The organism is Flavobacterium sp., from assembly GCF_043778725.1.
In the GTDB taxonomy this organism is placed as follows: domain Bacteria; phylum Bacteroidota; class Bacteroidia; order Flavobacteriales; family Flavobacteriaceae; genus Flavobacterium.
This window is the reverse complement of sequence record NZ_JAYWFT010000046.1, coordinates 1-15430: the sequence shown is the minus strand read 5'-3', so window position 1 is coordinate 15430 and position 15430 is coordinate 1. Positions and strand designations below refer to the sequence as shown.

12 protein-coding genes are annotated in these 15430 nt (G+C 31.6%); 6 read left to right on the top strand and 6 right to left on the bottom strand.

Features of this window, described 5'->3' with window-relative positions; all coding sequences use genetic code 11:
• Positions 1-369: 369 nt before the first annotated feature.
• The 4 genes from ACH2CG_RS03980 (at position 370) to rlmB (ending at position 7643) form a co-directional block, all read left to right on the top strand.
• A complete protein-coding gene (locus ACH2CG_RS03980) occupies positions 370-2034 on the top strand; it encodes a hypothetical protein (protein ID WP_395062422.1) in 1665 nt (554 codons plus the stop codon).
• A gap of 97 nt (positions 2035-2131) precedes the next feature.
• On the top strand, positions 2132-5380 hold the full coding sequence (locus tag ACH2CG_RS03975; protein ID WP_395062420.1) for a SusC/RagA family TonB-linked outer membrane protein: 3249 nt from the start codon (positions 2132-2134) through the stop codon (positions 5378-5380).
• 4 nt (positions 5381-5384) lie between these two features.
• Positions 5385-6842, top strand: a complete 1458-nt coding sequence (locus ACH2CG_RS03970) for a SusD/RagB family nutrient-binding outer membrane lipoprotein (RefSeq protein ID WP_395062418.1) — start codon at positions 5385-5387, stop codon at positions 6840-6842.
• Between the two features lie 66 nt (positions 6843-6908).
• A complete protein-coding gene (rlmB, locus tag ACH2CG_RS03965) occupies positions 6909-7643 on the top strand; it encodes a 23S rRNA (guanosine(2251)-2'-O)-methyltransferase RlmB (protein WP_395062416.1) in 735 nt (244 codons plus the stop codon).
• Positions 7644-7780: 137 nt separating this feature from the next.
• Here rlmB and ACH2CG_RS03960 read toward each other — a convergent pair whose 3' ends face one another.
• Entirely contained in the window at positions 7781-8560 is a 780-nt protein-coding gene (locus tag ACH2CG_RS03960) for a rhomboid family intramembrane serine protease (protein ID WP_395062414.1), read from the bottom strand.
• Between the two features lie 187 nt (positions 8561-8747).
• Between ACH2CG_RS03960 and ACH2CG_RS03955 the strand changes: the two genes are divergently transcribed.
• Positions 8748-10025, top strand: coding sequence for a replication-associated recombination protein A (locus ACH2CG_RS03955; RefSeq protein WP_395062412.1), 1278 nt, complete (start codon positions 8748-8750; stop codon positions 10023-10025).
• Between the two features lie 28 nt (positions 10026-10053).
• Here ACH2CG_RS03955 and ACH2CG_RS03950 read toward each other — a convergent pair whose 3' ends face one another.
• The 3 genes from ACH2CG_RS03950 to radC are packed head-to-tail and all read right to left on the bottom strand — an operon-like array spanning position 10054 to position 12182.
• Positions 10054-10812 (bottom strand): hypothetical protein, encoded by a 759-nt coding sequence (locus ACH2CG_RS03950; protein WP_395062411.1) that lies wholly within the window; start codon positions 10810-10812, stop codon positions 10054-10056.
• Positions 10812-11495, bottom strand: a complete 684-nt coding sequence (locus ACH2CG_RS03945) for a YjjG family noncanonical pyrimidine nucleotidase (RefSeq protein WP_395062409.1) — start codon at positions 11493-11495, stop codon at positions 10812-10814. The genes ACH2CG_RS03950 and ACH2CG_RS03945 overlap by 1 nt, the downstream gene beginning before the upstream one ends.
• Positions 11496-11498: 3 nt before the next feature.
• Positions 11499-12182 carry a DNA repair protein RadC gene (gene radC / locus ACH2CG_RS03940; RefSeq protein WP_395062407.1) on the bottom strand — a complete coding sequence of 228 codons (684 nt, stop codon included), beginning with the start codon at positions 12180-12182 and terminating at the stop codon, positions 11499-11501.
• Positions 12183-12277: 95 nt separating this feature from the next.
• Between radC and ACH2CG_RS03935 the strand changes: the two genes are divergently transcribed.
• Positions 12278-12916, top strand: a complete 639-nt coding sequence (locus ACH2CG_RS03935) for a DUF1287 domain-containing protein (RefSeq protein ID WP_395062405.1) — start codon at positions 12278-12280, stop codon at positions 12914-12916.
• Between the two features lie 46 nt (positions 12917-12962).
• Here the strand turns inward: ACH2CG_RS03935 and murC are convergent, their stop codons facing one another.
• Together murC and ACH2CG_RS03925 are read right to left on the bottom strand one after the other, a co-directional pair.
• Complete coding sequence (murC, locus tag ACH2CG_RS03930; RefSeq protein WP_395062403.1) at positions 12963-14318, bottom strand: UDP-N-acetylmuramate--L-alanine ligase; 1356 nt, start codon at positions 14316-14318, stop codon at positions 12963-12965.
• Between the two features lie 114 nt (positions 14319-14432).
• Entirely contained in the window at positions 14433-15119 is a 687-nt protein-coding gene (locus ACH2CG_RS03925) for a tetratricopeptide repeat protein (protein WP_395062401.1), read from the bottom strand.
• Between the last annotated feature and the right edge of the window lie 311 nt (positions 15120-15430).

Here is a 15430-nt window from a genome sequence, read left to right as displayed (position 1 = left end):
GAATCTAAAGCAACCGATTTACTCTTCTTAGTGATTTGAGTTCTTCCTGTTCTTACTAATTGTTGAATTGTTGGCATAATTAAATACTAATTTTTCTTTATTTTATTAATTCCCCACTTTTTAGGGGTTGCAAATGTAGTAAATATTTTTAGTAAAACAAATCATAATTCATTAATTTTCAATACAATTTCTCAACAACTAAAAAAAATATAACATACTTTGGTTTTTTGCGTTATTTTTACAACGATTACAAGATTTAAAATGGTTGGCTCTCTAGCCCTGATTGTAGCGGTATCGTCTTTTGGGACGATAGTAGCGAAAAGCAGGAATTGCGAATATTGATAAAGCCCAAGCCATTCGCTCCTAATTATGAACAAATTACTGCTGATTTTTATTTTCTTTTTTTGTCTAAATGGTTTTGGACAAAATCTTTATTTGAAAATTATTGGTGAAAATGAGAATCAAAACAAAACTATTGATTCTATTGGTTTTACTAAATCATTTAGCACAACAAAAGCCGTTGGTGATGAAGTAGGTGTGTTTGAAAATAAATTATTAAAAGATGGCTTTCTTGAAAAGAATCTTTTGGAAACTGAAAAGGAAAATGACAGCACTTTTTTATACAAATACAATCTTGGCTTAAAAACTAATTTTATACATATATATATAGGTAAAGTTTTGGGAGCAGAAAATTGGAATCTTTATGATATAAAAAATGATAGTTTGAGGTTGCCTTTTTCTGAAAGTGAAGCATTTTTAAATAGTACTTTAAAAAAGCTTGAGGCTAAAGGTTATGCTATGGCTAAAGTAAAGTTGATAAACATTAAAAACAAAAAGGGTTTTATTACAGCTGAACTGATTGTAACGTCTAACAAGAAACGACAACTTAACGATTTAGTAATAAATGGTTATGATAAATTTCCGGAAGGATATAAAAAAAACTTGAAGCGATTGTATAAAAAGCGCATTTTTAATCAGGAGAATTTGGAGAAATTGTACAAAGACATTTCGCAGTATCGATTTGTAAAGCAAATCAAGTATCCTGAAATTTTATTTATGAAGGATTCTACTAAAGTTTTTGTTTACTTAGAGAAGGCAAAATCAAACACTTTTGATGGTCTTATAGGATTTTCTAATGATGAAAATAAGAAAGTGATTTTTAATGGCTATCTAGACTTGATGTTAAATAATGCTTTAAACTCTGGCGAAAAAATAGCTTTGTACTGGAAGAGCAATGGTAAAGACCAAAAAACATTTAATCTTGGCGTTGAAATTCCGTATGTTTTTAAAAGTCCAGTTGGGTTGAAAGCACAATTAAACATTTTTAAGCAAGACAGCACCTTTCAAAACACTCAAACTGCAATTGATTTAGGTTATTATTTTAACTATAACACACGTTTGTATCTTGGTTATCAATCGGCAGAATCTAGTGATATTAAAAATGTGAACACTACTGCCTTAAGCGATTTTAAAAATAGTTTTATAACTTCTACTTTTGAATTTACTGATTATAAAACAGATGATTTTTTATTTCCTGAAAAAAGCAATTATACTATTAAAATTGGAACTGGAAAACGCGATTCGAAATTTCAAAATAACAATCAGTTTTTTGGAAGTTTAAATTTAAAACATAATTTTTACTTGAATAATAAAAATGTGGTCAATATAAAAAGTCAGAATTTTTATTTGCAGAGTGAAGAGTACATTATTAATGAGCTGTATCGATTTGGCGGTATAAACTCTATTCGTGGTTTCAATGAAAATAGCTTGCAAGGCAACATCTTCTCCTCTATTTTAAGCGAATACAGGTATGTACTTTCGTCAACTATTTATATACATTCTATAGTTGACTACGCCTATTATCAAGACAAAACCACCAATTCTAAAGGCAATCTTCTTGGACTTGGTTTTGGATTTGGACTGCTTACCAAAAACGGACTTTTTAATTTAATTTACGCCAACGGTAGCACAAAAGACCAAGCCATAAAATTGTCGAGTTCTATTGTACATATTAGTTTGAAGGCAAATTTTTAATGAACATTAGTTAAATGTTATAAAAACGTTAAATTTTGTTAGGAGTTTCAAAAAAAAAATGTGACTTTTGTATTATATAACTCAAACCAAATTTACAATGAAAACAAAATTTCGTGGATTACTAACGCTATTTTTTGCGTTATTGGTGCAAATTACATTTGCACAAGAAAGGAGTGTTTCTGGAGTTGTTTCAGACAATAGCGGATTACCCATTCCTGGTGTAAACGTAAATGTTAAAGAAACAAAAGCAGGAACTCAGACAGGTATTGATGGTAAATTTACTATCAAGGCAGAGGCAAATCAAACATTAGTATTCACCTTTATAGGGATGAAAAAACAAGAGATGTCTGCTTCTAAAACTAATCTAAGCGTAAAACTACAAGCTGATGCATTAGAACTTGAGACAGTAGTTGTCACTGCTTTGGGAGTGAAACGCGAAAAAAAATCTTTGGGTTATGCAACGCAAGAGATTAAAGCAAGTGATTTAAAGTCTGGAACTGCTAATGGAAATTTTTTAAATGACCTTTCTGGTAAAGTTGCTGGAGTTCAAATTAGAAGAAATAACAACTTTGGTGGATCTACGAATGTAGTGTCAAGAGGAATAAAAAGTTTAACAGGTAACAATCAAATGCTTATTGTAATAGATGGAGTACCAATAAACAACTCTAACACAAACTCTGTTGGACAAACTAATGCTAGAGGAACTAATTTTGACTACGGAAATGCTGCAGCTGACATAAATCCTGAAGATGTAGAGTCTGTAAACGTTTTAAAAGGTGCAGCGGCTAGTGCACTATATGGTTATCAGGCCGGAAATGGAGTATTAATGATTACAACAAAAAAAGGTAAGACTAGCAAAGGACTTGGAGTTACTATATCTAGTGAAATGGTAGTTGGGTCAATTGATAAAAGCACTTTTGTAAAATATCAAGATAAATATGGTGCAGGTTACGGCCTTTATTATGGCCCAAATGAAGATTCTTACTTCAATGAAGCTGACATAAATGGAGATGGAAATGTAGATTATTTAGTTCCATTTTATGAAGATGCATCTTTTGGAGCGCCATTTGACAATAGCATGGTTTATCAATGGGATTCTTTTACTCCATATTCACCAAATTTTGGATCTAAAACACAGTGGAAAAATGCAGATAATGGTCCAATAAGCTTTTTTGAAACCCCAATATCTTTAAATAACTCTGTGTCTTTAGAAGGAAACGAAGGTAAATCTAACTATATTTTAAACTTTTCTAATCTTAAACAGAATGGTTTAATGCCAAATAGTGAAATCAAGAAAAATAATTTTAGCGCAAAATTTTCTCATGATTTTTCAGATAAATTAACTGCTTCAGTTTTTGCAAATTTCATTCAACAAAATACAGTAGGTAGAAATTCAACTGGATACAATGACAATATAATGTCAAATTTTAGACAATGGTGGCAAACTAATGTTGATTTAAAATCACTTGAAGATGTTTTCTATAATTCCGGTGGACAAAATGTTACTTGGAATATTAAATCACAAAATGATTTATCGCCTGCTTATTGGGATAATCCTTACTTTCAAAGATATAAAAATTATCAAAATGATAGCAGATCAAGGTTTATAGGATATGGCAAATTAGATTATAAAGTTAATAATTGGTTAACTTCAACTTTTAGAGTTTCAACAGACACTTATTCGGAAATTCAGGAAGAAAGAAGAACTAACGGTTCTGTAGCTGCAGAATTTGGAATAAACAGAATCGATGAGACTTCTGGATATCAAAGATTTAACAGAAATTATTCTGAAAATAATTTTGACCTTATTTTGAACTTTAAAAAGGATATATCTAAAGATATAAGCTTTAGTGGTTTATTAGGAGGAACGATGAACAGAATAGGAATTAATACCGTTTTAGCTTCTACACAAGGTGGATTGGTAATACCTGGAATTTATAGTTTGCAAAATTCAAATGTAGCAGTTAGACCTATAGATTCTCAAACAAAACAAGGTATAAATAGTATGTATGGACAAGTTTCGTTTGGATATAAAGGGTTTTTATATTTAGACGGTACTGTAAGACGAGATGCTTTTTCTACATTACCTAAGGATAACAATGTAGTTTTATATCCTTCAGTTTCTTCTAGTCTTATTTTTTCAAACTTAATTAAAAAAGATTGGTTGTCATATGGTAAACTAAGATTAAATTATGCAGAAGTTGGAAATGGTGCTCCAACTCAATCTTTATCTGACACATATACTAAATATGACCCTTTCGATTCAGCACAACAATACTCTGCTCCTTCGACTAAAAATAATCCAAACCTAAAACCAACAATAACTTCTAACTATGAAGCTGGATTAGAAATGTCTTTCTTAAAAAAGAGATTAGGTTTTGATGTTAGTTTATATAGATCTTTAAGTATAGACCAAATCTTTCAAGTACCGTTTTCAACGGCTACTGGCTATAGTTCAAAATTTATAAATGCTGGATCAATAGAGAATAAAGGAATAGAAGTACAGTTAAACGGATCGCCAATAAGTAATAATGATTTTCAATGGGAAGTACTTGTAAACTGGTCTAAGAACAAAAATCAAGTTGTTTCTTTAGCAGAAGGTATTGATAATCTTCAACTAGGAAGTTTTCAAGGTGGAGTTACTATCAATGCAGTTGTAGGACAACCATACGGACAAATTAGAGGAACAGATTTTACCTATTTAAATGGAGAAAAAGTAGTTGGTGCAAACGGTAGATACGTTTTAAACAATAGTTCTAATAACATTATAGGAAATATCAATCCAGAATGGGTTGGTGGAGTTCGTAATAAATTTACTTATAAAAACGTATCATTTAGTTTCTTAATAGACGTTCAAAAAGGTGGAGATATATTTTCACTTGATAGATCTTATGGTTTGGCTACTGGATTATATGCAGAAACAGCTGAACTTAACGACTTAGGAAATCCAATTAGAAATGCTATTGCAGATGGTGGTGGAATTATTTTACCAGGTGTTCAGGCAGATGGAACGCCTAATACAGTAAGAGCTCCTGGATCAGAATATTTTGGAAATTCTTTTGGATACAGAAGACAACCTAACAAAGCGTTTGTATATGATGCCTCTTATGTAAAATTAAGAGAGGTTTCAATATCTTATAGATTCCCATCTAAATGGCTAGAAAAAATTAAAATTCAAGATATTAAATTCAGTATCGTAGGAACAAATCTATGGATTATTGATAAAAACTTACCAGATGCAGATCCAGAAAGCGGATTAGGCTCAGGTAACTTATCTTCTGGTTATTCTGTAGGTTCTCTACCAACAACAAGAAATATAGGTTGTAATCTAACATTAAAATTCTAAAAAAATGAAAAAGATACTATTATTCATTACTGTTTTTTCACTTATAACATCTTGTTCAGATGACATTACAAGTTTAAATGAAGACACGAAAAACCCAACAGCAGTTCCAGCAAACTTTTTATTTACTGCTGCCCAAAAAACATTGGTAGACCAAATGGTAAGTACTAATGTTAATCAAAATGTATTTAGATTATTTGTTCAAAACTGGACAGAAACAACTTATACAGATGAAAGCAATTACGATATCGCAACAAGAACTATTCCAGACTTTCATTGGGCAACTCTTTATAGAGATGTACTAAAAGATTTAAAAGAATCAAGATCAGTTTTAAGCGGAGAATCTTATACTGGAACGGCTACTGAAATTGCTAATCAAAACACAATAAGAAACAATAAATATGCTGTAATTGATATCATGTCTGCATATTGTTATTATGTATTAGTAGATACTTTTGGAAATGTTCCCTACACAGAGGCTTTAGATATAGATTCACATCCAAATCCAAAGTATGACGATGCTAAAACCATTTATAAAGACTTAATAACAAAACTTACAGCTTCAGTTGGAACAATAAATCCTTCACTTGGAAGTTTCGATACAGCAGATTTAATTTATGGCGGAAACGTAACTAAATGGAAAAAATTTGCTAATTCATTAAGACTTAAAATGGCGATTAATATGGACGATATTGATCACACTTATGCAACTACTCAAGCTTTAGCAGCAGTTTCATCAGGCATAATCAACTCTAGTACAGACAACACGTCATTGAAATATCTTTCAGTACAACCTAACACAAATCCTATTTATGTTGATGTTGTTGCTAGTGGTAGAAATGATTTTGTACCAACAAATACAATAATTGACAAAATGAATACGCTAAATGATCCAAGAAGAACTGCCTTCTTCACATTGAGTACTAATAACATATTTGAAGGTGGTACTCCAGGTGATAGTAATAATTTTGATAATTTTTCTCATATCGGTTCTACTTTACTAGACCCAACATTTGAAGGTTTATTAATGGACTATTCTGAGGTTGAATTCTTATTAGCAGAAGCTGTAGAAAGAAATATATCTGTAGGTGGCACAGCAGAATCTCATTACAACAATGCAATAAACGCATCCTTAAGTTATTGGAATGTATCATCTGTAGATGCTATCACTTATTTAACATCATCAGCAGTAGCTTACACAACAGCTACAGGTAATTGGAAACAAAAAATAGGCGAACAAGCATGGCTTGCATTATACAATAGAGGATTTGAAGCTTGGACTTCTTACAGAAGATTAGATTTTCCAATTTTAACAGCACCAGCTGATGCTGAATCTTCAATAGTGCCAACAAGATACACATATCCTGCAGCAGAAGAAACATTAAATTCTACCAACAATTTAGCTGCCTCTGCTGCTATTGGAGGTAACGAATTAACAACTAAAATATTTTGGGATGTTAACTAACATTTTCAATAAATAATAGTAAAACCATCACCCAAAAAGTGATGGTTTTTTTTATACCTTTGCACTATGGAAAAAGAAAACCAAATATTTGGAATTAGAGCAATTATAGAAGCTATAAATGCAGGAAAAGAAATCGATAAAGTATTCGTTCAAAGCGATACACAGAGTGAATTGATGCAAGAATTGATGAAAGCGATGAAAAAAAACAGCATCAATTTCTCTTATGTTCCGGTAGAAAAATTAAACCGCTTAACTCCCAATAATCACCAAGGCGCAGTAGCAACCATTGCTCCTATTTCATTTGTAAAACTAGAAACTCTTGTAGACAGTGTTGTAGAAAGCGGAAAAATACCATTGTTTTTAATTCTAGACCAATTGAGTGATGCAAGAAATTTTGGTGCCATAATTAGAACTGCCGAATGTACAGGCGTTGATGGAATTATAGTTCAAAAAACAGGTTCGGCACCAGTAAATGGTGATACCGTAAAAACTTCTGCTGGAGCCGTTTTTAATGTTCCAATATGTAAAGTAGATCATATAAAAGATGCAATTTTCTACCTTCAAGGTAGCGGTATTAAAACCGTTGCAGCCACAGAAAAAACCGAAGATAACATTTATGATATTGCGCTTAACGAACCTATTGCAATAATCATGGGAAGTGAAGACCGCGGTATAAATCCATCGGTTTTAAAAATTGTTGATGCAAAAGCCAAGTTACCAATGTTTGGAACTATCGGTTCATTGAATGTTTCTGTAGCTTGCGGAGCTTTTTTATATGAAACGGTAAGACAACGTCAATAAATACTATAAGTTAGAAGCGAATAGCTTGGGCATTATTAGCAACCCATATTCCTGCTATACATTACAATAAAAAATGTCCCGAAACACTCGGGACATTTTTTATTTTCATTCCTATCAGGGCTAGATAGCCAACTATTTTACTGTTTACTATTGTCTGTCGCTTCTTTAAAAACATAAACATAATCTATATTATTATGTTGTATTTCTTGTTCTAAAACTTCCAAACTTTCTTCTGGATGTGGAGTATCAACAAAGTTGCCGTTTTCGTCAAAGTGCTTCATAAAAGCATCTTCTTCAGGATTGAAATCGGGTTTTTCCCAATGGTATTGAATGTCTTTTATGTAATCGGGTGTTTTAAATCGAACAGCAAATACAAATCCAGTTAGCAATCCGGCTAAATGTCCTTCCCAAGAAATGTTGTGATCTACATCTGGAAAAATATACCAAATCATTCCGCCATATAAAACTACAACAGCAAGTGACAATGCCATCAATCTATAATATTGTGTCATCATTCCTTTAAAGAAAATGAAGGAAACCAAAACATAAATCAATCCGCTAGCGCCAATATGATAAGATTCACGACCAATAATCCAAGTGATAATTCCCGAAAATAATATACCATAAACCAAAACTTTTAGTGAAACTTCTCTGTAAAAATAAATTAAAGCCGTTGTTAAAATAAAAAGTGGCAACGAATTATTAGCGATATGACTCAAATCGCCATGCAAAAACGGACTAAAAATCACACCTTGCAACCCAGAGAAAGTTCTTGGTAAAATTCCGTGGTTGTTTAAATCTAAGTTTAACGAATTGTCTATATAAAACACAAACCAAATAACAACCAAAAAAAACGTAGGAATAATCCAAGTTGCTGGCGAAAATTTAAAATGATTAAGTTCGTTAGTGTGTCTCATATTAACAATCTTAATATCAAAAATACAACCAATAATTATTTAGTGCTATTTTGTCAGAACTAATTAGATAATTTGAAAATTAGGCAATGAGAAAATTACTAAAACAAATTAATAGTTTTAAATTTGTAAATAAAATATTTTAAGATAATTGTTTAATTATCTAATTGAAAAATTATCTAATTAAAAAATGGAAGCACCTTTAGCCGAACGCATTCGTCCGCAGAAATTAGAAGATTATATTAGTCAGTTGCACTTGGTTGGACCTCATGGATCATTAACACAACAAATTGCTCGCGGCATTATTCCGTCAATGATTTTTTGGGGCTCACCCGGAACAGGAAAAACTACATTGGCACAGATTATTGCTAAGCAAAGTAATCGTCCGTTTTATGAATTGAGCGCTATCAATAGTGGCGTAAAAGACATTCGTGATGTGATTGAAAAGGCAAAACAAAGTGGCGGATTATTCACGGCTAAAAATCCTATTTTGTTTATTGATGAGATTCATCGTTTTAGTAAATCGCAGCAAGATTCGCTTTTGGCAGCTGTAGAAAAAGGCTGGGTAACTTTGATTGGAGCAACAACTGAAAATCCGAGTTTTGAGGTTATTCCGGCGTTATTGTCACGTTGTCAGGTGTATGTTTTAAATCCGTTTTCTAAAGACGATTTGTTGGCACTATTGGAGCGAGCAATCAAAGAAGATATCTTAATTTCTTCCAAAAAAATAAAAATTAAAGAATCGGAAGCATTGTTGCGACTTTCTGGAGGCGATGGACGCAAACTATTAAATATTTTTGAACTTGTTGTAAACGCAAGTCCTGAAGGTCAAATTACAATTACCAATAAGAAAGTTTTGGATTTAGTGCAACAAAACACCGTATTGTATGACAAAACTGGCGAACAACATTATGATATTGTTTCGGCTTTTATAAAATCAATTCGTGGAAGCGATCCAAATGGCGCTGTTTATTGGTTGGCAAGAATGATTGAAGGTGGCGAAGATGTAAAATTTATTGCACGAAGAATGTTGATTTTATCTAGTGAAGATATTGGTAACGCCAATCCGACGGCTTTTATAATGGCAAACAATACCTTTCAAGCAGTAGCTACAATTGGCTATCCTGAAAGCAGAATCATCTTGAGTCAATGTGCGGTTTATTTAGCAACTTCACCTAAAAGTAATGCGAGTTATATGGCAATTGGTCAAGCGCAAGCAATTGTAAAACAAACCGGTGATTTGCCTGTTCCAATTCATTTGCGAAATGCGCCAACCAAATTGATGAAAGAATTGGGTTATGGCGACGAATATCAATATTCACATAACTACGCTAATAATTTTAGTGAACAAGAATATTTGCCCGATGCAATTAGGGAAACAAAATTTTACGATCCTGGAAGTAATTCTAGAGAAAATGGAACTAGAGAATTTTTAAAAAATCGTTGGAAAGATAAGTACAATTACTAGTGTTCAATATTCAATTTAAGTAGGTAGTTTAAAACTTCACTTCTACTTTTTCTGAAACTAGTTTATCGTTTTGATAATATTCAAAAAAGAATTCATTATTTCTAGAAAAAAATACACCTTGCACATTTCCTTTTGATGCAATGAAAAAATCTTTAATTGATGTTTTAAATATTTTATAGACCACTTTTGGCTCTGTATTTATCAATTGAAATCCGTTAGCAATTGGTTGTGCATATATTTGTCCTGACAAAATAACTTGATTAGAAACAAGCGTAGCATCTGATTTGGATTCTGAATTTACTTCTACAGATACATTTTTAACTTGTGCTGGTTCTCCAATCACTCCTAAACTTTTTTGTGAAGGTTGAAATTTATGATTTTTTAAAACACTAAAATTATCAAAAGCCATTCGTAAAGCAATTGTGTATGCAACCTTATGCTCTTTTTCACTACTGCTTCCTTCTGGAGAAGTAAGCAATAGTGTTCCTTTACAGTCTTTTATGACAATTGTTAATTTAGTTTTAAAAAGTGTGTTGTTTTCTATCACATCAACAAAAACTTTGTTGCAATTTTCTTTAATAAATTCATCAGATGATGTGTCGTTATCATAATATGTTTCAAAATTATATTTTTCCATATACAATTTTGTCAAGAGATTCAACCCATATTGATTTGATTCTTTCAAAAAAGTAAATTTAGAAGGAACAAGTGCGTATTTGTAATCATTTAAATTCTGAGAAAATGCAACAGAACAAACCAATAAAAATAATAGAATATATTTTTTCATTACAGATAATTTTTTAATTCAATTAAGTGATTCACTTGTTTTATATGACTTGGAATTTCTATTTTACTTTCGTTAAAATGTATCGCTTCAATTCCAAAATTTAAAGCTCCATTAACATCGGCATCGATACAATCACCTATCATGACTGCATTTTTCTTTTGAGTATTTGCTTTTGATAACGCATATTCAAAAATCTTTGGGTTTGGTTTTTTAACTCCAGCCATTTCTGAATTGGTTACAGAAATAAAATAATCTGATATTCCAGAATTTTTTAATTTCTTATCTTGAACCTCAGCAAATCCATTGGTTATAATATGTAATTTATATTTACCATTTAGATATTCTAAAACTTCAATTGCACCATCAAATAACTTATTGTTTTCGGGCAAAAAAGTGATGTAATCTTCCGCCATTTTATCAATATCGTCATCCGAAATAAAATAATTTAAAACTTCAAATGAATCTTTCAATCGTTTATATCGCAATTCCTCATGCGAAATTTTATCTACTTGATATAATTTCCAACAGGCTTGATTTATTGGTGCATAAATTTTTACAAATTGGTTAGTATCAATTGTTGGATGTTGCTCTTTAAATATTTTATCAAATGCCAATTGTGAATTTTTATCAAAATCCCAAAGCGTATGATCTAAATCGAAAAAAATATCAGTTATATCTTGCATTTTTTAAAAAATCCCTTCATCTTGAAAACTATAAAAACCAGTTTCTGTGATGATTATGTGATCAATAATTAAAATTTCCATTTGTTCACCTGCCAATTTAAGTTTTTTGGTAATGTACAAATCTTGTTCACTTGCCATTAACTTTCCTGACGGATGATTGTGAGTCAAAATTAATGAAGTTGCATTACATTCCAATGCGGTTTTGAAAATTATTCTGGTATCTACAACCGTTCCTGTCATTCCGCCTTTAGACAATTGCGCTTTATGAAGGACTTTATTGGAATTATTAAGGTATAAAACCCAAAATTCTTCGTGCGCTAACTCACCAATTATGGGTTGCATAATCTCGAAAACGGCTTTGCTTGAAGTAATTTTATTAAGTTCTACTACATCTTCAGATCGACGTCTTCGACCTAGTTCTAGCGCAGCAGCTATTGAAATTGCTTTTGCCTCACCTATTCCTTTAAATTCTGTGAGCTGTTGAATTGAAAGTTTTCCAAGTTGGTTCAAATTATTATTAGCAGAGAATAAAATACGTTGGCAAAGTTGCACGGCACTTTCATTTCGCGAGCCAGAACCAATAAGAATAGCTAGTAATTCGGAATCTGATAAGGAAGATTTTCCTTTTAGAAGAAATTTTTCTCGTGGGCGATCGTCTTCAGCCCATTGGTTGATTGGTGTGTACATATTTATTTTGGCGTTTATTAAAGAACAAAGAAACTTATTTTTTTAATAGCTTCAAAATAAAATGGTTATAAATTACGTTTGATAAAAAAACACAAATGAAACACTTAACCTTTCTACTACTAATAGCCGCCTGTTTTGGATGTAAAAAATCTGAAAATTTATCTTTTATAAATGATAAATCAACACATATTTTAATTGAAAATCCAATTACTTTTCAGGAGAAATTATCCAATGCGGCTATTTCTATCATTGATTCAACTATTGTTTACACGCCTAATTATACTGCAATAAAATATCCGAATGGTGATGTTCCTGCTAAAACTGGTGTTTGTACCGATGTTGTAATTCGTGCCTACAGAAAACTTGGAATAGATTTGCAGAAAGAAGTTCATGAGGATATGATCAAGAATTTCTCATTATATCCTAATTTAAAAAAATGGGGTTTAAAAAAATGCGATACCAATATTGACCATAGAAGAGTTCCTAATTTAGAAATTTTCTTTGCTAGAAAAGGAACAAAATTACCAATATCTGAGAATGCTAATGATTATAAAACAGGAGAAATTGTAACTTGGATGATTGGCAATAAATTTCCTCATATTGGAATTATTACACATAAAAAATCTCAAGACGGAAAACGTCCAATGCTAGTTCACAATGTTGGAAATGGTCAAGTTCTTGAAGATTGTTTGTTTAGTTGGGAAATTGTTGGGCATTATAAATACGTCAATTAGAAAATTTGAAAGACAGCGAATAACTATTTTCTAATTGACATATTATCTAATTAACCAATTGTTTAACCTCATCAAAATTCAATCCACCATAATTTCCTGAACTCATTAACAATAAAGCAGAATTGTCAAAATCTTGACTGAATAGAAAATCTTTAAAATCGGTTGGATTGGTATAAATAATTAAATCTTCTCTTTGGAACGATTGCGCTATTTGGTCGTAGGTCACTTCTTCCAACTGCTTAATTTTTACAGCATCAGGCGAATAGAAAACCACTGCGACATCTGCTGCATCTAGTGCTCCTTGATATTCTTTTAAAAATTCCGCATTCAAACTGCTGTAAGTATGCAATTCTAAACAAGCAATTAATTTCCTATTTGGATACTGACTTTTCACGGCTTTTGTAGTTGCCGAAACTTTACTTGGTGAATGTGCAAAATCTTTATAAGCTACTTTTCCTTTTCCTTCTGCAATTTTTTCTAGTCGTTTGCTTGCGCCTTTGAAACTTGCAATTGCTTCGTAAAAATCTGCTTCGTCAACGCCCATATTTTGACAGATCCATTTTGCCCCAGCCAAATTGTTTAAATTGTGTGCTCCAAAAACCTCAATTGGCATTGGTCCTTCTGGCGTTTCCAATAAGGTTGTTCCGTTTTCGACTGAATAACTTGGCGTTGCATAAGGTAATCTTCTAATGGTATTTGTGGTTTCTTCGGCTACTTTTTTAACCGTTTCGTCTTCTTCATTATAAACAAGAATGCCACCTTTTGTAATTTGATTTACGAAAATTTCAAACTGCTCTACATAATTTTCAAATGTTGGAAAAACATTAATATGATCCCAAGCAATTCCTGAAAGCAGTGCAATATTGGGTTGGTATAAATGAAACTTTGGTCGTCTGTGTATAGGTGAAGAAAGATATTCGTCGCCTTCAAGAACTATAAAATCATTTTCTTCGGTTAGATGAACCATAGTTTCAAAACCTTCTAATTGTGCACCAACCATATAATCGACTTCAATATTGTGATAATGCATGACGTGCAAAATCATTGAAGTAATAGTAGTTTTTCCATGTGAACCACCAATTACTACACGTGTTTTATTTTTGGACTGTTCGTATAAAAATTCGGGATAGGAAAAAATTTTCAAACCCAATTCTTGTGCTTTCAATAATTCAGGATTATCAGCTTTGGCGTGCATTCCTAGAATAATCGCATCAATATCGGAAGTTATTTTTTCTGGAAACCAACCCATTTCTGTCGGAAGTAATCCTTTTTTATTCAATCTAGATTTTGATGGTTCAAAAATGGCATCGTCGCTTCCTGTAACTTGATATTCTTTATTATGTAATGCAAGAGCTAAATTGTGCATTGCTGCACCGCCAATGGCTATAAAATGTGTTCTCATTTTTAAATTTTAAATATTTAAAAGTCTAAAAGTCTAAAAGTTTAAACAGTTCAGAGTTGTTTTTCAACAATTTTAAACAAGATTAAACTATCTTAAACCATCATAAACTATTTCTTATTTTTCGAATTGTTCTTTTAGTTTTTGTGCTTTTAATTTGTCTTTCATTTTGTTGAAATACAAATTATATAATTTTTGAAATGTAGTTTTAGAATTTCCAATTTCGTGTGCTTTTATATAATTAGTTTCTGCTTTAGAATAGCGATTGAAATATTCGTCGATATATCCTTTGGAAAGATAGCCATCAACTTTGGATAAATTCATTAATTCTTCCGAATATTTATTGGCCTTAGTTTCGCTACCACCAACAATTCCGGGTAATTCTATGTATAAAATAACCAATGCCCATCGAGAATCTATGTGTTTGGAATCTAGTTTAGCTGCTGTAAGGAAAGAATTTTCAACTTCATCAATCATTCCAAGTGCTTTAAATTTATTGACCGATTTGGCTTTCATTCCCAATGCGCCACCGTATTTGTAAAAATAATTAGCCGTTTTAGGAAACTGATTTTTTAAAATTTTGTATTGCTTAATGGCTTCGTCCCATTTTTTTTGATGTCCAGCAATATCTCCCAGATATTCAATGGCTTTGAAGTTGTTTGGGTTTTCTTTTAAATATGATTCAAATAGTGATTTGGCTTGTTGCCATTTCTCTTGTTGGTACAATTTTTCAGCCTTATCAAAGTCGGTTTCAGCCATCATTTGAATTGAGATTAGAAGAAATAAATACGTTAGAAATTTCATTTGATATTTTATAATGTTCAAAAATAAGAAAATGGATTTGTAAAAATGAATCTATTTGAAATAAGTTAACAAAAACTCACTACAAAAACTACCTAGCCCTGATTGAAATGGAATCTCGTCTTTTGGGACGAGATGGGAATGGAAAGCAGGAATATGGATTGCTGATAAATCCCGAGCCATTCGCTCATAAAAAAAACTCCGAATTAATTACTAATTGGACATGCCCCAAAAAGTTAGACACTATTTGGGGCATTTTTTATGGAAAGAAAAGTTAAATATGATTATGCATTTAAAGAAGATTGCATAAAATT